17 protein-coding genes and 1 pseudogene are annotated in these 18,984 nt (G+C 34.0%); 3 read left to right on the top strand and 15 right to left on the bottom strand.

The annotated features are described in order from the left end of the window. Positions 1-122 precede the first annotated feature (122 nt). From DM800_RS11215 to DM800_RS11165, 11 genes are all read right to left on the bottom strand, one after another. Positions 123-935 carry a polyphosphate kinase 2 family protein gene (locus DM800_RS11215; RefSeq protein ID WP_098133625.1) on the bottom strand — a complete coding sequence of 271 codons (813 nt, stop codon included), beginning with the start codon at positions 933-935 and terminating at the stop codon, positions 123-125. 284 nt (positions 936-1,219) lie between these two features. Further along, complete coding sequence (locus DM800_RS11210; protein WP_088608699.1) at positions 1,220-2,161, bottom strand: ROK family protein; 942 nt, start codon at positions 2,159-2,161, stop codon at positions 1,220-1,222. Positions 2,162-2,180: 19 nt separating this feature from the next. Then, positions 2,181-3,104: a 1-phosphofructokinase gene (gene pfkB / locus DM800_RS11205; protein WP_147786865.1), complete on the bottom strand. Its 924-nt coding sequence runs from the start codon at positions 3,102-3,104 to the stop codon at positions 2,181-2,183. Positions 3,105-3,116: 12 nt separating this feature from the next. Further along, entirely contained in the window at positions 3,117-3,962 is an 846-nt protein-coding gene (locus DM800_RS11200; RefSeq protein WP_098133623.1) for a tagatose-bisphosphate aldolase subunit GatY, read from the bottom strand. A 4-nt stretch (positions 3,963-3,966) separates the two neighbouring features. Beyond that, entirely contained in the window at positions 3,967-5,130 is a 1,164-nt protein-coding gene (gene nagA, locus DM800_RS11195) for an N-acetylglucosamine-6-phosphate deacetylase (protein ID WP_088608701.1), read from the bottom strand. 6 nt (positions 5,131-5,136) lie between these two features. After that, positions 5,137-6,324: an SIS domain-containing protein gene (locus DM800_RS11190; protein ID WP_088608702.1), complete on the bottom strand. Its 1,188-nt coding sequence runs from the start codon at positions 6,322-6,324 to the stop codon at positions 5,137-5,139. 77 nt (positions 6,325-6,401) lie between these two features. Then, the gene (locus DM800_RS11185) at positions 6,402-7,121 is read right to left on the bottom strand and encodes a GntR family transcriptional regulator (RefSeq protein ID WP_088608703.1); all 720 of its coding nucleotides are present in this window, start codon (positions 7,119-7,121) and stop codon (positions 6,402-6,404) included. A 164-nt stretch (positions 7,122-7,285) separates the two neighbouring features. Next, positions 7,286-8,551: a Gfo/Idh/MocA family protein gene (locus DM800_RS11180; protein WP_073517940.1), complete on the bottom strand. Its 1,266-nt coding sequence runs from the start codon at positions 8,549-8,551 to the stop codon at positions 7,286-7,288. A 26-nt stretch (positions 8,552-8,577) separates the two neighbouring features. Then, positions 8,578-9,411, bottom strand: coding sequence for a carbohydrate ABC transporter permease (locus DM800_RS11175; protein WP_033659821.1), 834 nt, complete (start codon positions 9,409-9,411; stop codon positions 8,578-8,580). Further along, positions 9,404-10,348 (bottom strand): carbohydrate ABC transporter permease, encoded by a 945-nt coding sequence (locus tag DM800_RS11170; protein WP_000389888.1) that lies wholly within the window; start codon positions 10,346-10,348, stop codon positions 9,404-9,406. The genes DM800_RS11175 and DM800_RS11170 overlap by 8 nt, the downstream gene beginning before the upstream one ends. Positions 10,349-10,401: 53 nt before the next feature. Beyond that, positions 10,402-11,652 (bottom strand): ABC transporter substrate-binding protein, encoded by a 1,251-nt coding sequence (locus DM800_RS11165; RefSeq protein ID WP_088608704.1) that lies wholly within the window; start codon positions 11,650-11,652, stop codon positions 10,402-10,404. A gap of 434 nt (positions 11,653-12,086) precedes the next feature. Between DM800_RS11165 and DM800_RS11160 the strand changes: the two genes are divergently transcribed. From DM800_RS11160 to DM800_RS11150, 3 genes are all read left to right on the top strand, one after another. Further along, positions 12,087-12,950 (top strand): PucR family transcriptional regulator, encoded by an 864-nt coding sequence (locus tag DM800_RS11160; RefSeq protein ID WP_016134130.1) that lies wholly within the window; start codon positions 12,087-12,089, stop codon positions 12,948-12,950. 102 nt (positions 12,951-13,052) lie between these two features. After that, a complete protein-coding gene (locus tag DM800_RS11155; protein WP_000829430.1) occupies positions 13,053-14,156 on the top strand; it encodes an ABC transporter ATP-binding protein in 1,104 nt (367 codons plus the stop codon). 619 nt (positions 14,157-14,775) lie between these two features. Beyond that, positions 14,776-15,240, top strand: a complete 465-nt coding sequence (locus DM800_RS11150) for a hypothetical protein (protein ID WP_087983072.1) — start codon at positions 14,776-14,778, stop codon at positions 15,238-15,240. A 19-nt stretch (positions 15,241-15,259) separates the two neighbouring features. Here the strand turns inward: DM800_RS11150 and DM800_RS11145 are convergent, their stop codons facing one another. From DM800_RS11145 to DM800_RS11130, 4 genes and pseudogenes are all read right to left on the bottom strand, one after another. After that, on the bottom strand, positions 15,260-15,538 hold the full coding sequence (locus tag DM800_RS11145; RefSeq protein WP_087983074.1) for a hypothetical protein: 279 nt from the start codon (positions 15,536-15,538) through the stop codon (positions 15,260-15,262). A 134-nt stretch (positions 15,539-15,672) separates the two neighbouring features. After that, positions 15,673-15,810, bottom strand: a pseudogene (locus DM800_RS11140) (MFS transporter); the annotation flags it as partial. 145 nt (positions 15,811-15,955) lie between these two features. Continuing rightward, positions 15,956-17,368, bottom strand: a complete 1,413-nt coding sequence (locus tag DM800_RS11135; RefSeq protein ID WP_147786864.1) for an S-layer homology domain-containing protein — start codon at positions 17,366-17,368, stop codon at positions 15,956-15,958. Positions 17,369-17,623: 255 nt separating this feature from the next. Then, positions 17,624-18,865 carry an N-acetylmuramoyl-L-alanine amidase gene (locus DM800_RS11130; RefSeq protein ID WP_097889348.1) on the bottom strand — a complete coding sequence of 414 codons (1,242 nt, stop codon included), beginning with the start codon at positions 18,863-18,865 and terminating at the stop codon, positions 17,624-17,626. Positions 18,866-18,984 lie beyond the last annotated feature (119 nt).

Raw genomic sequence — 18,984 nt, 5'->3', positions numbered from 1 at the left:
AACCAAATGCTGAAATTTATTAATACATGTAAAGAACCCCACGGTTTACATTTTGCCTATTACCGAGGGGTTCCCAAAATTACAGGGTGGATCTACTTTATATTTCATATACAAGCTTTGTACTATTTTACAACTTCATCTTGAATAGTTTCAAAGCCTTCTGTCTTTCCATCTTTTATTTCATAATAATACGAAGGTAATTCTATATTATGTTCTAAGAGGTAATCCTCAATTAATGAAATAATAACTTTCAACGTTTTCAAACGTGCGTATAATTTATCGTTACTTGCGATAATTTGCCATTTCGCATTTGGCTTATTTGTTTTTTCAAACATGTCTTCCATTGCTTCAGCATACTCGTCCCACTTTTCACGATTACGCCAATCTTCGTCTGTAATTTTCCATCTTTTCAAAGGGTTTTTCTCTCTATCTTTAAACCTCTTTAATTGTTCATCTTTACTAATATGATAGAAAAACTTCCCGATTATATAATGATCATCTGTTAATAGTTTTTCAAAATCATTAATCTCATCATACGCTCTCGTCCACTCTTCCTTTGTAGCAAACCCTTCAACACGCTCAACTAACACACGTCCGTACCATGAGCGATCAAAAATAGTAATTTGCCCGTACTGAGGAAGTTTTCGCCAGAAACGTTGCAAGTAATGGTACCGTTTTTCATGAGGTGCTGGTGCTCCAATTGGATTTACTTGAAACCCGCGCGGATCAAGATGTTCCGTCACTCGCTTAATCGCTCCGCCTTTTCCAGCTGCGTCCCAACCTTCCATAACAAGCATAACCGCAATTTTTTCTTCTTTTACAATTTGCTGCAGTGCTAATAAACGTCTTTGGTATTTTTCAAGTTTCTTATTATACTTAGATTTCGATTCTATTCTTTTCATTAAATCCACTTTAGCAAGATATCCATTTTCCATAAAACAAATCCCCCTTGTTGTATGACAATGTTATTTTAACATATTTTTGGAAATTATTTCATAATTATATTCCTTTTGACTTATACTTCAAATCGAAAACCGAAATGATAAATCACATCCGTAAATACTTTATAGTGCATCATTAACGAATGTATCTTCCCCTTAAATCCCAAAATAAAAACAACCATCACCTTCTACATAAACAAGATGATGGTTGTGTGAATTGAATAAAAAAGCTCTACACATGTTAACTATTCTCGATAAATATCTTCTAAGATTATAGATTATATATTCATTGACTTTTCCTCACATCGATTCAACGCTACATAACAAGCTCCATATACACCAGCATCATTATGTAATGATGCTAAAACGATTTTCACCTTATTTTGATAGATTTCCATTATTTTGTCATAGAACCTTTCTTGAATTTGTTTCAAAAATGGTTCACCTTGCCCTGTAATACCTCCCCCAACAATAATTAATTCGGGGTTAAATATATAAGTAATATTTACTAAACCAGCAACAACATACTGTAGAAACTGTTCATATACATTTTTTGCCAACCACTCTCCTCTGTACATACGTTCTATAATTTCTTCACCTGTGATTGTGCCTATCTCTAGCCCTTGAATTTTGGATGCTTCTTTATACTGACGAATCAACGCCGAAGTCGATGCATATCTCTCATAACATCCCTCTCCGCCACAACTACATTTTTCTCCATTATGAACAATTATCATATGACCAAGCTCTCCTGCTAGCCCTTTCACTCCCTGAAGCATTTTGCCATTTGTAATGATTCCACTACCAATCCCGGTTCCAAGTGTGATTAAAACAATATGTTCTTTCCCCTTCCCTGCTCCTTTCCACATTTCACCGAGGCAAGCTGAACGAACATCATTTTCAACTATCGCCACATACCCTGTCTCACTATAAATGTAATCTGCTATTTTTGTACCGCTATATCCCGAAATATTGGCAGAATACAGAACTTCCCCTTTGATATTATCGATAATCCCACACGATGATACACCTACAGAATGAATTTTATAGCTCTTTTCAAACTCATATATTACTTCACAAATACGATACAAAATTTCTTTCTTTTGATTTTGTACTGGTGTTGTTATTTTCCCTTGTTCATGTACTATTCCTTGTTCGTCAATCATTGCATATTTTATAAAAGTTCCTCCAATATCAAAACAAGCAACGTACTTCCCCATATTTCTCCCCTTCCTACTTTTAGACAATTATAATTTCATTATAGAAATTCTCTACATTTTTAAGCTGTATGTAACCTGTTATTTCCTCAGCTGCGTTAGCCATTCCACACGCCACTGAAAAACGAAGTGCATCCTTTATCCCATACCCCTTTGCGAGTGCTAACGTTATTCCCGCAACCATTGCGTCACCTGAGCCAACAGTATTGATAGTTTTTATTTCTGAAATAATTGCCCTTATGCTTCCATCTTTCGTAATAAGTATCGCTCCTTCTCTTCCAAGTGATAACAAAACATACTGCACGCCCCTCTCGCAGATTTTAGTTGCTTCCGCAATCATTTCTTCCTGTGACACACGTTTTTTTTGAAGCAACTGGCAAATTTCTTGCCTGTTTGGTTTAATTAAAAATGGTTTTCCTTGTATGCCATGCAATAATGGTTCTCCACTTGTATCTAATATGAATTTTTTACCATTTTCAGCTGCCTTTTGTGCCAACTGCTGATAAAATGAATTTGGAATACCCTTAGGTAAACTTCCCGATGCAACAATAAACTCAAAATCTTTTACTATCCTTTCATATTTTTTTATAAAAAGAGCTATTTCATCCTCTGAAATAGCTGGTCCTGCTTCTAATACTTCAGTAGCTGACGCAGATTTTTTTGTGATTAACGCTATACAATTGCGAGTTTCTTCTTTAACGGAAACAAACTCATCAATAATTGATAAATCTTTCAAGTTTTTTCTTATGAACTCACCATTACTACCACCAAGTAACCCAGCTCCAGTTACTTCTTCTCCTAGCAAACGAAGTACTCTCGATACATTAATGCCTTTTCCACCCGCAGTTTTTTCATAGTCTTTCGTGCGATGTACTTTGTTTAGTTTTAATTCTCCTAATTCATATCGCATATCAACAGATGGATTCAATGTAATTGTCGCAATCATAAGAATATCTCCTTACACACGATTTAAACTTTTGCACATCTTTATTTTATCTGCAACAACCCGTTTCATCGCCATAATTGCATCTGAAAAATATTTACGCGGATCATTTTCTTCTGGATGAGAAAATAAATAATGACGTAATGCTGTTCCGAATGCAATTTTTAACTCTGTTGCGATATTCACTTTACAAATTCCTAAACGAATCGTTTCTTGCACTAAACTGTCCGATAATCCGGAGGCACCATGTAATACAAGGGGAATATCAACTTGCTTTCTAATATTTGTTAATCTTTGTAAATCTAATTTTGGTTTCCCTTTATATAGTCCATGTGCCGTTCCAATTGCAACTGCCAATGAGTCAATATTTGTACGTTCTACAAACTCTTTCGCTTGGTAAGGATCTGTATAAATTGAGTTTTCCACTACTATATCTTCTTCTATTCCTGATAATTGCCCTAACTCAGCCTCTACTGTTACTCCATATTGTTTTGCATACGCCGAAACTTCCTGAACAATCTGAATATTTTTTTCGAATGGATGATGCGATGCATCAATCATAACAGAGCTAACTCCTAAATCGATACAATTTTTAATATCACTTATATCTTCATGATGATCCAAATGTAGACTAATTGGTATATCATATCGCTTTCTCGCTGCTTCAATCATATGCAAAAGATATTCTTTTCCCATATATTTTATCGTGCCTGGTGTAGCAGCTATAATAACAGGTGACCTAAGCTCTACTGCGGATTCAATTACTGCTTTTAAAGTTTCTAAATTATGAATATTAAAAGCCGGAACCGCATAACCCTGTTCTTGTGCATTTCTCAGTATAAATTGAGTTGAAACAAGCATACTCTCAAATCCTCTCTTTATTCTTTTTATATTTCATTTCTCCCCCTACAACTGTTCCTATAAGATCTAAATCCTCTGTTAATATAAGAAAATCAGCTCTTTTCCCTGGTGCTATACTTCCAATTTCATTATCAACTCCAATACTTTTAGCAGGAATTAACGATCCCATATGAACACATTCCCATAACGATGCATTTGTCCATTTCTCCATATTCTTCACACCATCAATAAATCGAAGTGTACTTCCCGCTAAAGAACCCGCCTCTGTTCGGGCAATGCCGTCTTGCACTTGGACAACAAATTCTCCTAAATTATATGTGCCATCCCCTAATAAGCCCGCTCGCATACAGTCACTAACTAAACAAGTTTTGTCGTATCCTTTACATTTATATAAAATATTCACTACGCTTGGATGTACATGATGTCCATCTGCAATGATTTCACCATACACATGCTCAGTTGAGAGTACCGCTCCAACAACGCCAGGTTCACGGTGATGTAATCCTCTCATTCCATTAAACGTATGCACAAAAATCGTCGCTCCTGCTTGAATCGCATTCTGGCATATCTCATAGTTTGCATTCGCATGACCAATTGCTACACGGACATTCTTTTTCACAGCATGACGTATACAAGCAATAGCATCTCTTCTCTCTGGTGCCATTGCAATTTTTTTAATAGTCCCTTCTGATGCAACAATCCACTCCTCTAACATTTCAATGGTTGGATCAATAAAATATTTAGGATTTTGTGCACCTTTATATACCTCCGTAAAACAAGGTCCCTCAAGAAAAGATCCAATAATACTTGCCCCTTCTACCCCTCTTTTTTTTGCATGAGCTATATTTTTCAAAGCTTCCATTATATTTTCCGAAGAATCAGTTAATGTTGTGGGCAAAAAGCTCGTAACACCATTTTCCAATAACTTAATAGAGATATTGTTTAACGATTGATATGTGCTATCCATGACATCATGTCCCGCTACACCATGAATATGTGTATCAACAAATCCTGGAGAAATAATTCTACCTTCAAAATCCATTACTAACGCTCCGTCTACTATTTCTTCAACATGTTTTAGAAAGTATCCATTTACAATATGTAAATATCCACTTTCACGAACACCATCTTCTAGTAGATATATAGATGCTTTGACGTAGTAGTTCATAAATTACTATTCCTTTCCTTTATAAGGATGTACTGTTACCCCTTGAACGATACGATTTACACTTCCACTTGGACAAGGGTTATCTGGAGTAATCCCTAATGCAATTGATTTATATAATGCTAAAATTTGTCCGTATAATATATAAATAAACGTAATATACATGTCATCTTTTAGATTTCGTCCTTCATTGCATAAAAACGTATTACAATGTCTCCTTGCTTCTTGATTATCTTGATGTGCTATAACAATAATCTCGCTCCTTTCTTTCTCTTGAAAAATCTCTTTTAATAAATCAAGATCATATTTTTTCGTATACTCATCATTAGATAAAAATAATACAACAACTGTATCCTTATCTAAAATTGATTTCGGTCCGTGCCTAAACCCAAGGGGGGTGTCAAACATAACTGGGATACGACCAGCAGTTAACTCTAGAAATTTTAAAGCAGCCTCTCGAGAAAGCCCTTCAAATACGCCTGATCCTAAAAATACAATTTTACGAAATTCTTTTTCTGCAATTCGTTGAATTTCCCGTTCTTGTTTTTCGATAACACCTTTTCCTAATCTTACAATTTCCATAATGCTAGGTTCTAAAAGATGGATATGATTATAGTTACATAACATAAGTGCAGTTAACATCATAGAGGTAAAGCTTCCTGTCATTGCGAATCCTTGATCATTTGCCTCCGGCGGCATATACATAACAAAAGCGTTCTCTTTATGTTGAAACTGCTTCGCTAAATTTCCTTCTTCATTACATGTTAAAATAATATGATAAACTGAACGAATAATTTGTTCTCCTAATTGTACTGCCGCTAAACTTTCTGGACTATTGCCAGAGCGAGCAAAAGATACTAAAATTGTTGGGATGTCTGGCTGAAGATAGTAATAAGGACTTGAAACTATATTTGTTGTGGGAATACTTTCAATATGCATTTTCTTTAAATTTGTTATTCTTTTTATATATGGAACAATTGTGTCTCCAACAAAAGCGGATGTCCCTGCACCAGTGAAAATAACTCTCACTTGTTCATGCTTTCTTGAAATACTTGAAAAGAAACCTATAATTTCATGATGCTTGCTTTGAAAATTTAAATATACTTGCTCCCAAAGATCTGGCTGTTGTGCAATCTCTTTCGTTGTAAAACATGCTCCATATATTTCTCTTATTTCATCATTTGCATGTAATAACATTTGAGAACCCCCTTAATATTAGTTCATATCTTATCACGTCATCATTACCAGTTGAATTACAATAAGTATAACCATACTTATTGTAATTCAACTGTGTAAGTAAATTTATCTCCTCTTGCAATGGTCTGCGTGTATTCGATTATATTTTCTTTCGCATATGCAATCCGTTCTAGAGATAAAGATGGTTCATTCTTTTCAACTTGTAGCCATGTTGCATGCTCTTTTTCTGCTGCAATCGCTTTGAAATTTTCCACCGCGCGCGTGATATGGACTTGATATTTTGTACGAAAAATCTCGTACATTGGTGTTTCTTCTAATTCTTTCTTCGTTAAATATGGAAAGAACTTTACAGGAATATAAGATGTTTCAAATAGCATCGGTTCTTTATCAGCTAACCTTAGTCTTGTAATTTGATATACCTCTTCTTCATGATTAAGATTCATAATTTTCGATATTTTTTTATCGCAATGAATTATGGAAAATGATACGACTGTTGATGATGGAACCTTTCCAAATTTTTTCATTTCTTCTGTGAAACTATAAAAACGAACAAGACTTTGATTAAATACACGAGGTGAGACAAAACTCCCTTTACCATGTTTTTTATAAATATATCCTTCTTTTTCCATTTCTTGCATTGTCTGTCTTACTGTCGTTCTACTTACATCATGAATCTCACATAGCTCGCGTTCTGATGGAAGCTTATCATGTTCTTGTAAATTCCCAGCTTCAATTTGCTCCACAATAATATCCATTAATTGGTAGTATAATGGTGTTCGATTATCTTTTGCAATCATGTTTTACTCCCTCATCTATAAAGTTGTTATAACCAGTTTATGGCTATTATATCGAATGAAAATAGGAATTACCATCACTTTCTCACATAGAAAGATAAGCTTATTCCAACTGTTAAAATTTACTTTAATCGTACATTTAATTTGTTCCTTTATATGCGCTCTTCTTATTTTGCTGGATTCATCGATTCTTGTAAGTCTGTCACATATTGCTTAAGATTTACTGTTTCACCCGTTATTCTTGATCTTTCAGCGGCAAAGGCAATCAAATGACTATTTGCCGAAATCATTGCAGACGTTAAACTTTCTGTTTTATTGCTTTTTACCTTTTCGATAAAATCAGTCATAATTGCATTATCTGCTCCCATATGTCCACCTTCTATTGTTTCTGGGTAAATCGTTTCAACCTCACCTGAAAAATATTTGACCTTCAATTCATTTAATACATCATGACCATGAATTTCACCATGTGTTCCCATAATTTTAAACGTACGGCAACACTCTTTCGTAAATGCAGACATTGTAAAAGCAACTGTTACATCATTATCAAATAGCAAATTTACCACTTGATGATCTACAACATCATTGTCACAATGGTACACACAACGCCCATAAGGTCCTTTTTTTAGTGCCTCCAGTCTATTTTCAATGCTTGTATCAATAGAAACTACATTCGCTGGCCATTCATCTCTCTCGTGTAAATACCATTTTAAAGCAGAATATTGGCAGTTTTCTTCAACTTCACAACCATCTGTACAACGTAACGTCGAACCCTTAGGTGCATGTTCGGATTTAAAATGAGTCAAACTTCCAAAAGATGAAATCTTTTCACACTCTGCACCCACAAGCCATTGTAGCACATCCATATCATGACAACATTTTTGCAAAATCATTGAACTTGATTCAGATTTATTACGCCAATTCCCTCTTACAAAACTATGCGCTTGATGCCAATGACCAACATTTTCATTCCATTGAATTGAAACGATGTCCCCTATCTTCTTTTGATCAACAATTTCTTTTAAAGTCCTATAAAACGGTGCATACCTTAATACGTGACATACTGTTAATAATGCGTTATATCTCGTGGCAGCCTCTGCAATTTCCAATGTCTCTGTAGGGCTTGGTGACATTGGTTTTTCTAATAAAATTTTGTATCCCTTCTCAATCGCTTGCATAACAGGTTTATAATGAAACCGGTCGGGCGAACAAATAAGCAATACATCACAAAGCTTTTCTTTCGCTAATAACTCTTCCCATGTTTCAAATTGCATATCTTCCGAAACGCTATGCATTTCAGAGAATTTCCGTCTTTTTGCATTATCCAATTCTGCAACCGCAACAAAAGTTATCTCTGTTGGATGTTCTAACGCGTAAGAAGCATAAGCGTACATTCCACGACTTCCTGCCCCAATTAATGCCGCTGTAATCATTTATATCCTCTCCTATTCTATTATTCTTATTTTCCACCTGTAATTGTAATTCCTTCAATAAATTGTTTTTGTAAAAAAACAAACAATAACAACATTGGTAAAATCGCTAAAAATGATCCCGCCATTAGTACCGGATAGTTTGTTGCATATTGCCCTTGTAGTGAAGATAAACCAACTGACAATGTCATCATATCTGGTGAATTATTTACAATCATCGGCCACATCAATTCATTCCAAGACCAGAGTGTTGTAAATATACCAAGCGCAATTAAACCTGGTTTCGCAAGAGGCAGCATAACATACCAATAAATTTGGAAGTGATTGCAACCATCTAATCTTGCTGCTTCTTCTAGTTCCTTTGGAACGCCCATAAAAAACTGACGTAATAAAAAGGTACCAAATGCACTAAATAACCCAGGTACAATTACCGCTTGTAATGTATTCAACCAATCCAGTTTTACCATAATTAAATATTGTGGAAGCAAAAACACTTGAGCCGGAACCATTAGGACGGAAAGAGTTAGTAAAAACAGTACATTTCTACCTGGAAATTGTATTCTAGCAAAAGCATAAGCTGCTAATGAGCATAAAAACAACTGCCCGACCGTTCTAGCTATTGTAACAATTACAGTATTCATCATAAATTTAAAAAATGGTAATAAGTTGAATATTTCCGTATAGTTACTCCACATAAATTGAGATGGGATAATAACTGGTGAAACTTGAACAGATTCTGTATAAGTTTTTAGAGACGTTAATATCATCCAAATAAAAGGACCAATGGTTAATAAGGCACCTATGATAAGTATTGCATGAATCATAATTGTATTTTTATTGACTGCACCTACTCTTTTATTCATCATAATGCACCCACTTTTTCTGTAATATCATTTGAATCGCTGTAATGATTAATATAATAATTAATAATACAACTGCTATGGCTGCCGAATATCCTTTCTCATTTAAAATAAAGGCATTTTGATAAAATAAATAAACAATAGATTGTGTATTTTCAATTACATTACTTGTTCTACCAATCATCATAAAGATGAGATCGAATACTTGAAATGCTCCAATTAAAGACATAATCGTTACGAAGAAAATAACTGGCGATAAAAGTGGCAATGTAATCTTAAAGAAAATTGTAATTGGCCGGGCTCCATCCATAATTGCCGCTTCATAGTATGTTTTAGGGATGTTTTGGAGACCAGATAGAAAAATAACCATGTTATATCCTATCCCCCCCCAAATCGCAACTATAATAATTGAATATAATGCAATGTTAGGGTTGGTAAGCCAATTAGGACCATCAATTCCAAACCATGATAACATGTAATTGAGTAACCCATAGTCAGAATTATAGATCCATTTCCATACCATAGCGATTGCAGCAGGCATTGTAATAACAGGTAAAAAATATAATGTTCTATAAAGGGATTTCCCTTTAATGTTTTGATTTAATAGCACCGCTAATATGATGGATAAAAATATACCGATTGGAACAGTAAGCACGATATAAATAAATGTATTTTGAAAAGCCTTTCCTAAATCTTTATCAGTAAACATCTTTTTATAGTTTTCTAGTCCAATCCATTCATAGCTACCAAACGCATCCCACGCTGTAAAACTAAAATAAATATTTTGCACAATTGGCCACATATAAAAAATGAATAACCCTAACATAGTTGGGGCAATCATGACATATGCCCATATATAATCTAATTTCTTTTTCTTTTTATATTTTTTTTGTATATGTGTGTTTTTTTGCTCCACTACCTTTATTGATAGATCCTCCATCTCTTCACTCCTCCCATAATTTTTGATTTAAAGCAAGGAGAGGATCCCTCTCCTTATTTTTTAGAAAGAACTTCATTTGCTTTCTCTGTTAATTCTTTTGTTGCTTCTTCAACATTCAATTCTCCTCCCCATACCCTTTTTAATACTTTTGTTTCTTGCTCCCATAAAGCTCCTGTATTTTTCACACTCGGTAATGGGTAAGAATATTCAAGACCAGTGATATACGCTTGTAAATTCAAGTTTGGAACGGATTTAACCCACGCTTCTTGTGTTCCATTAAAAGCAGGAATGACTGTTCCAGTTTCTGCAAACACATCTGCTGCCTCTTTAGAACCTAAATATTTCACAAATTCCCAAGCTGCATCCGGATATTTTGTTTTCGCTGAGATGACATTTGCTAGACCATGAATCATAACAGCTCTTTCTTTCCCTTTTGGCATAACAGCAATATTTAAATCAGGATTTTTCTTATATTCTGGTACCATCCAAGGCCCGTCAAAAATCATCGCTACTTTACCTGATAAAAACAAATCAGATGCTGTTGTCTCTGTCATTTGAGCAAATGTTGGTGATAATCCTTCTTTAATAAAACTAATGTTATAATTAATTGCTTCAATTGCTTGTGGTTTATTAAATCCTACTGTTTTTTTATCTTTAGAAAGAACATACCCTTTATTTTGGTAAATGAGATCATAATAACCACCTTGATTTCCCATTGCTGCTGCAAATCCCCAAACACCTTTTTCCTTTTTCGTCAATTGCTTTGCAGCTTCTTTCATTTTCTCCCAATCCCATGAATCATCTGGATATGCTACTCCAGCTTCATCAAATAATTTTTTGTTATACCAAAGTGCCGTTGTATCAAAATCTTTTGGAATACCGTAAGTTTTATTATCTACTGTATATAAATCAACTAAAGATTTTGGGTAATTTTCCAATTTATAATTATCTTTTTTCGCTTTATCATCCAAAGGCATCAATACTTTTCCCGAAGCGTATTTCACGGCATTTGGTCCATTCATCCAAAATACATCCGGCAATGCATTTCCTGTTGCTGCCGTTTCAAGCTTCTGAAAGTACTGTCCGTACGCTGTTAATTCTATTTTCACTTTAATATTCGGATGTTTTTCATTAAACTGTTGAACCACTTTCTCCACTGCTGGTAGTTGTTTCTTATCCCAAAGTGCATACCGTAATTCTATTTTTTCATCTTTAGATGACGTGTTAACTTTTTCGCCACTGTTAGAACATCCTACTATTGCCAATAGCAATGTTGACAAAAAGAAAATAAACCACTTTTTCATCCCTTTTCCTCCTCTAGAAACAATCATCTATATAACAAAATCTTTACTTATGTTTCTTGTAACTCACTGACAACAAATTAAACTAATATAATCAACTTTACAAAAGATTTGGAGCACCTTGTAAATAAAGCGTTTACAAACGAATTTTATTCATTTATAAAAACAATGCTCTTCTCTCCCTTCCTATCAATTTTAGTAGACTTATGTCATTACCAGTTGAAGGAATAAACTATCATTGATATATTATTTATACATATACCAATTCGATCACGACATGATGTTGTCATTACCAGTTGTTATGAAGTATAACACTATCACTTTTTCCTCCGCAATATATTTTCTGAATTTTTTAAATCTTCATCGCAAACTATGTCAATCCATTATCCCTATAGCATTTGTTATTAATAAATAATATAAAGATAAGGAGTGTTCATATGATTCAACAATTAAAAAGATATTACGATAAAGATATAAAAATTAATGAGGCCATACTTTCTGAAGAGTACAGTTGGTTTTTGATTGATGGGAATAGAGTAGGAATTCGTAAATCTCGCTTACATAAACAAGAGTGTCAATTACTTTCATCCCTCTTAACTCCCCTCCATACTGACACATGCTATGAAACAGAAATAGAAAAGTATTGGTACGAAGCGTTATATCAGAGTAAAGATATTCAAATAACATCTGTACGCTTTTTACATTTCTTCACAACGCATCCTATAACGGAACGAGAAGAATTTCATAATGCTTTACATTCAATACTTGGTTTTGATAATCCTACAATATGGGAAACTTCACAAACTGGAGTCCTCATCTTAACAGAAAATATATCTGAATATAGATTGCAAACAGCCCTTGATACGCTGGAAACAGATTTTTTTATATCCTTATCCTTTTTTGTCGGCAGACACTACACCCATACCAATCAAATTTCTCACTTGTATCAATGGGAACGAAATTTATTTTCTTATCTTTCTCCCTATCTATCAAAGAAAATTACATACATTGAACAACTCCTTCCTTATCAATTAATGACCTTATTACCAAAAGAAAAGAGGGAAAAATATACAAATCATTTATTAGCACATGTTTTCAATGATAAAGAGCTAATAGAGAGTATTAAAGTATTCTTCCAATGTAATTTAAATGTATCACTTGCGGCCAAACAATTATATTTACACCGAAATACTTTACAGTATCGAATTGACAAATTTATTGAAAAAACAGGATTGAATATAAAAACATTTGAAGGTGCTGTAGCTGTCTATTTGGCTTTTCTTTCTTTGAACATCTCGTAATTTTGCATAAAAAAATTAACATTTTTTGTGCAACTTGCCAATTCACCTTACAATCAATAAACCTTATAATTCAGTTAATTATAAAAATAGGGGTGATGTATAATGGCCGAACTCGTATTAGATCATATTTTCAAATTATATGATAATAAAACAACTGCTGTTTCTGATTTTAATTTACATATTCAAGATAAAGAATTTATTGTATTTGTTGGTCCTTCTGGTTGTGGAAAATCAACTACTCTACGTATGATTGCAGGTTTAGAAGATATTTCTAATGGCTCATTTTATATTGATGGTAAACTTATGAATGATGTCGCTCCAAAAGATCGTGACATTGCAATGGTATTTCAAAATTATGCACTATACCCACATATGTCTGTTTACGATAATATGGCGTTTGGTTTAAAATTACGAAAACTACCAAAAGATGAAATTAATCATCGCGTAACTGAGGCGGCAAAAATATTAGGTCTTGAAGATTATTTAAAGCGAAAACCAAAAGCATTATCGGGTGGGCAGCGACAGCGTGTTGCATTAGGAAGAGCTATCGTTCGTGACGCAAAAGTATTCTTAATGGACGAGCCTCTATCCAATTTAGATGCTAAATTACGTGTAAGTATGCGTTCAGAAATTTCTAAGCTTCATCGTCGTTTAAACACAACTACTATATATGTAACACATGACCAAACGGAAGCAATGACAATGGCATCACGCCTTGTTGTGATGAAAGATGGTATCATCCAACAAGTTGGTACACCAAAAGAAGTCTATGATACTCCTGAGAATGTTTTTGTTGGCGGATTCATTGGTTCTCCGGCCATGAATTTTTTTACTGGAACATTAAAAGATAACTATTTTCATATAGAAAACATTCGTTTTAAAGTACCAGAAGGACAATTAAAAAAATTGCAGAAAAAGGGATACAACCAAAAAACACTTATACTCGGTATTCGTCCAGAAGACATTCACGATGAACCAATTGTCCTTCAATCTTCTCCCGATTCAACTGTCGAAATTAATATTGAAGTTGCTGAATTATTAGGTGCTGAGACTATGATACATGGAAAACTTGAAAATCAAAGTTTTGTCGCACGAATTAATGCTCGATCAGAACTGAAAGCTGGCGATAAGCTTTCAGTAGCCTTTAGTTTAACAAAAGCACATTTTTTTGATAGTGATACAGAAGTACGTATACGTAACAATTAAACAAGCTTAATTGGTTATCCTAAAGTCAGACATACGAAAAAAGCTGTGTAGTATGGCCTCTACACAGCTTTTTCCTCTAATCCCCTAAATATATTGAATATACTATTTAACGTTCTAATGAGGGCATTCTACTCTCAAACATTTTGATGTCACTCATTTTATTTTCTCATTATATTCGCAGGGCTAAGGAGTGATTGTCCGTGTACTTAAAAACAAATGAACGCGATTAGTATCACATAACATTGCGATACTAACCATATCAAGCTCGTTACATATCCCTTCAACCAATACTTTGAAACACTCTTCTATAATCATTTATTTCGGAAAAATTAAACAAAAAACCTGAAGAAACTACCTATACTTTGGATACTTAAATTACCACGGACCTTACGATTTTTAGTAGCATTCCGGATCCAGCTTCCCTTTCATTCTATGCCTAAAGGCGATCGGCTTTCTTGTTGGGAAAAAGCTGTACTAACACTAAGTATAAGCGTAACAACTAAGATAATGACTCCTAATCCGATATTCACAAAACAAACTCTTACATTATATGGTATACCCTTTCACAAAAAGAAAATAATAATAAATAAATCCGTTACAGAATGGGAGCTCTCTAAAAATGAAACGAAAAATATTTTCTCTCTTCGCACTAATCTGTTTAACACTACCAATACAAGCTAGTGCATACACATTTCAATCACTACCAATTGCATCAAAGTCAAAACAGTGGTATATCGAAATTGATAAATCCCATAACGCAAACAAGCAAGCAGTGCAGCCAAAACAAGGTGTATACGATACATATCGCTTACTCGTAAAAAACATCGGCAATGATGTGTCAAACGTAGCTGTAGAAATAGTTGATAACATCCCTACCTCTAAAGCTACTTTTAATCCTACTTTGCTAAATAGCAACGTTTCAAAAAATCAGACGAGCTTTGACTACATCGTATTCCCTTTAGATTTTAACAGCCACAATTTCAAAGTCGTCATCACTTGGGAAGAAAAGAATTTCTCTTACAACGGTCATCCGGTAAATGAAGGGAAACAAATGAAACAAACATTTGTATTTAATGAAGAGTAAGCCCTAATTTGATTAGGGCTTACTCTTCATTTACAAAACCAGATTGAATTGCTTCTGTCACTTCTTTTGTGATATCCAGTTTTGTTGCATCGGTGCTAATTTTCTTATGCCAAATATGTACGGAAGGCTTTTCGTTACAAAAATGTTTTATTAATACTAGTTGGTTATATGCTAGCTTATTTTCTCTATGGGTAGCAATATAGACTGTGAAATTTTTTGCTTCAAAGACCTTTTCCTGCAAAGTGTATTGGCTGTCCAATTCCTTTACTACTACATCGTTCAAGTCTTCTATAATCATATAAGTTATTCTCCTTCCCCTTATATCATCAATCAAATCGTCGAATACTTGGTACACATAATACTACTCCAATTGTTACAAGTACTAATATAGCTAGTGTTATAATCGTTATTTCGCCACCTATGACAGTAGCTAACCATCGTTATCGAACTACCTAAAGTCGAAAGTAATTGCCCAATCCACAAAAATTTAAAATGTGGTGACGCTTTAACTGGCAATAACAATTTACCGACATAACTTACATGTTTCTCTGTTCGTATTTCTCCTTGCATACTTCTCTCCTCTTTTCAAATTAAGTTAACACTAAATATAAAACAGAAAATGCAATCTTTAATACTTATAATTATATATGAAACTGTTAAATTATTGGTAAAAATAAAAAAGGTGTTTTCATAAATGAAAACACCTTTTTTTATATTATAATTTTAAGTTCTTCTTCAATGTCCAATATTTTTCTTGAGTATTTTCAAATGAAAATTCTACCCAACCGTTTGGATCTTCACGATATACAGTTACTTTCTTACCATTTTCTAATTTTCCAACTTCATTTTGTGTAATATTTGGTACACTCTTAATTGTATAACCAAATGGATATGGCACTTGATAGTAAGAACCTACTAATTGAACCGTAGCCGTTGCATCTTTTGCATAATCTTTATATGGGATGTCTTTTCCTAATGCCTCTACATTTAATGTATTAGGATTTTTCGGTAATCGTTTTACATTTTCATAATCTTTCTTGTTAAACGGTTTAATACGCTCCATAATATTAGCGATTTTGCCAGCCCATTCTTTATCTGTTGCATACTTTTCATTCATAGCAGGTAATGTGTAACCATTAAAATGATTAGCACCTTCTTCTAAGTAGTTCTTCCTTACATAATCAGCATTGTAAGAAATACTTTCCTTGTATGACGGTAAATATTTTGCATATGCAAATGGGTCACGGTCATATGCTCTTAAGCCAAATAAATTATGTTTACGATATGCAATTTCTGATTTACCGTACGCTGATTCTAAGATTGCATGTGCAGCTAAATATAGTGCGCTCACACCATACTCATTTTGTGCTTGAATAAAATCTTTACCAGTTCCAATAAGTGGACTATCCGAATGAGATTTTTTAATGAAATTATCAATCTCTAGTGCCGTTACGTTAGATGGCAAAGTTACGTCTAGATTAATATACGATGGCTGTTCAACAGGAACATCATTTTTAATTTTCATCGCTTTATATAATAATTGCGCATAGCTTTCACGTGTTAATATACCTGATGGATCAAATCCTCCAAGTCCATTTCCTACCGATACACCATTGGATTGCAATGCACTAATTGCTTCTTTTGCCCACCAGTGTGTTGCATCTATATCATTAAATGTATGTGGTGCTTTTACTTCTAATTTAAATGCTCTTTGCAAAATAACAGACATTTCAGCACGAGTTAATGATTCTTTCGGTCTAAACGTCCCTTTACCATCACCTATGAAAATCCCCATATCTGTTAATGCCAAAATTTCTTTTGGGAACATCGTCGTTCCTCCGCTAATATCAGAGTATGGATTTTTATAATCGCTTTTTAATTCTGGTTTTAATGCGCGATACATTAATGCTGCTACTTGCTCACGAGTTACAACATCTCCAAAGCCAAATTTACCATTATCGTAACCTGCAATAACCCCTTTTGACGTTAAATCAGTAATCGCTTCAAGTGCCCAATGATTTTTCGGAACGTCTGGAAATTCTTTTGTAGATGCAAACGAAGTTGCTGGAGCCAGTACTACTTGAAGTGCGACTGTCACTGCTAACACATTAGAAATAACTTTTTTCATAAATTGTTTAACACGTTTTCTATATGCTTATACCGTGTTAACTTGCCTCCCTTTATCGTATAATTTTCCCTATTAAACTAACAAACTCTTAATTAGTCAACAGTAAAAGTATACGTGATAAAAATAAACTAATCTACCATTATTTTATTCATAATCAGCATAATACGATATATCTTTCTATTTCGATATAAAATTACAAAAACTTACATAAAAAGCCCACCTCTATATAGACGATGGACTTAACAATCAACATTGTTATTTCGTTAAACGAGATTTTGAAGCATCAAAACCTTTCCACTCATAATAATCTAAAATACCCGCATAAATTGCCTCAGCAGCTATTTGTCTTCCAGATTCTGAAGCTAACTTCTCATAATCCGCGCTGTTATCTAAAAATGCTAGCTCCGTTAGTACTGCTGGCATCTCATTTTCTCTTAGTACATAAAAGTCTTCTGGTTTCACACCACGATCTCTTGTATCTAGAGCTTTAACTAATCGCTTTTGTATTTTATCAGCTAACATATAACTATCTTTTTCACGCTCAGTTAATTCTTTCTTTTCAGATCCTTTATAATAAAAAGTTTCTGTTCCATGTCCATCATGTTTTTGAGAAGCATTTGCATGGATACTTACAAAAATATCTCCATTATGTTCTTTCGCGAAATCCACACGATTTTTAAGGTCTTCTCCTTGTTTTTCACCAAGACGAATATCTGTTTCACGTGTTAACATCACACGGAATGGAGTATGTTTCTCTATTAAACTTTGTAATCTTTTAGATGTATCTAATACAATATCACTCTCATGTAATCCTTGTGTTGCTTTCCCAGGATCTGTTCCTCCATGACCTGGATCAATAATAATCATCTGTTCTACTAAAGGATTGCCTATTTTAAGTGAATCAGCCTTTGCAATAAACTGTGCTGCTTCTGCTTTCGTTACAGTTTTCTTAGGCTCCCACTTCTCACCAGTACCAAGAGAGATGCCTAATTCAACTAGGATGTTCGCTTTTTCTTTACCCCAGTTTAGTGTTTCTAAATCTTTGAATTTAGTTTCTGGAGTACCGTTTACTTTAGACTCTAATTTGTAAGCTTCTACAAGAAGAGATGCCATTGAAACACGGTCGATTTTCCCGTCTGGCTCGAATCCATTGCCTGTACCTTTAACAACGCCAGCTTTTTCTACAGCTGCGATGATTGGAGTAGCCCAATGTTTTTGAGAATCAGCGTAAGATGGTTTAGCATTTGTATCGATTCTTAAGTTTAATATTCGAGCCATCATTGTAGCTGCTTCGGCACGAGTAATTTCTTTTCCAGGCTCGAACATTCCTTTATCGTTACCCGTAACTGCACCTTTCTCTACTAAATAGTAAATAGAATCTTCTGCCCAATGTTTAGCTGGGACATCTGGAAATTTTTTTGTTTGTGCGAAACTACTAGATGAATAAGATAATATACTAGCTGCGATTAATCCTGCTGCGATTATTCTATTTTTCATAGAATATATTCCCCTCTCAAGTACAATGTATTTATGTAACAGACTAATTATAGTTCTGAAAATTAGTAATAGTCAATTGAGATTTGTATAATTTTGTATTATTATTGTATTTTTTGTCA

The organism is Bacillus sp. AY18-3, assembly GCF_008042305.1.
In the GTDB taxonomy this organism is placed as follows: domain Bacteria; phylum Bacillota; class Bacilli; order Bacillales; family Bacillaceae_G; genus Bacillus_A; species Bacillus_A wiedmannii.
Note: the sequence above shows the minus strand (reverse complement) of the source record. Positions and strands in the feature narration are given on the sequence as shown.

Coding starts and splice junctions, on each gene's coding strand:
- DM800_RS11215 (WP_098133625.1), bottom strand. CDS start 935: ATGGAAAATGGATATCTTGCTAAAGTGGATTTAATGAAAAGAATAGAA.
- DM800_RS11210 (WP_088608699.1), bottom strand. CDS start 2,161: ATGGGGAAGTACGTTGCTTGTTTTGATATTGGAGGAACTTTTATAAAA.
- pfkB (WP_147786865.1), bottom strand. CDS start 3,104: ATGATTGCGACAATTACATTGAATCCATCTGTTGATATGCGATATGAA.
- DM800_RS11200 (WP_098133623.1), bottom strand. CDS start 3,962: ATGCTTGTTTCAACTCAATTTATACTGAGAAATGCACAAGAACAGGGT.
- nagA (WP_088608701.1), bottom strand. CDS start 5,130: ATGAACTACTACGTCAAAGCATCTATATATCTACTAGAAGATGGTGTT.
- DM800_RS11190 (WP_088608702.1), bottom strand. CDS start 6,324: ATGTTATTACATGCAAATGATGAAATAAGAGAAATATATGGAGCATGT.
- DM800_RS11185 (WP_088608703.1), bottom strand. CDS start 7,121: ATGATTGCAAAAGATAATCGAACACCATTATACTACCAATTAATGGAT.
- DM800_RS11180 (WP_073517940.1), bottom strand. CDS start 8,551: ATGATTACAGCGGCATTAATTGGGGCAGGAAGTCGTGGAATGTACGCT.
- DM800_RS11175 (WP_033659821.1), bottom strand. CDS start 9,411: ATGAATAAAAGAGTAGGTGCAGTCAATAAAAATACAATTATGATTCAT.
- DM800_RS11170 (WP_000389888.1), bottom strand. CDS start 10,348: ATGGAGGATCTATCAATAAAGGTAGTGGAGCAAAAAAACACACATATA.
- DM800_RS11165 (WP_088608704.1), bottom strand. CDS start 11,652: ATGAAAAAGTGGTTTATTTTCTTTTTGTCAACATTGCTATTGGCAATA.
- DM800_RS11160 (WP_016134130.1), top strand. CDS start 12,087: ATGATTCAACAATTAAAAAGATATTACGATAAAGATATAAAAATTAAT.
- DM800_RS11155 (WP_000829430.1), top strand. CDS start 13,053: ATGGCCGAACTCGTATTAGATCATATTTTCAAATTATATGATAATAAA.
- DM800_RS11150 (WP_087983072.1), top strand. CDS start 14,776: ATGAAACGAAAAATATTTTCTCTCTTCGCACTAATCTGTTTAACACTA.
- DM800_RS11145 (WP_087983074.1), bottom strand. CDS start 15,538: ATGATTATAGAAGACTTGAACGATGTAGTAGTAAAGGAATTGGACAGC.
- DM800_RS11135 (WP_147786864.1), bottom strand. CDS start 17,368: ATGAAAAAAGTTATTTCTAATGTGTTAGCAGTGACAGTCGCACTTCAA.
- DM800_RS11130 (WP_097889348.1), bottom strand. CDS start 18,865: ATGAAAAATAGAATAATCGCAGCAGGATTAATCGCAGCTAGTATATTA.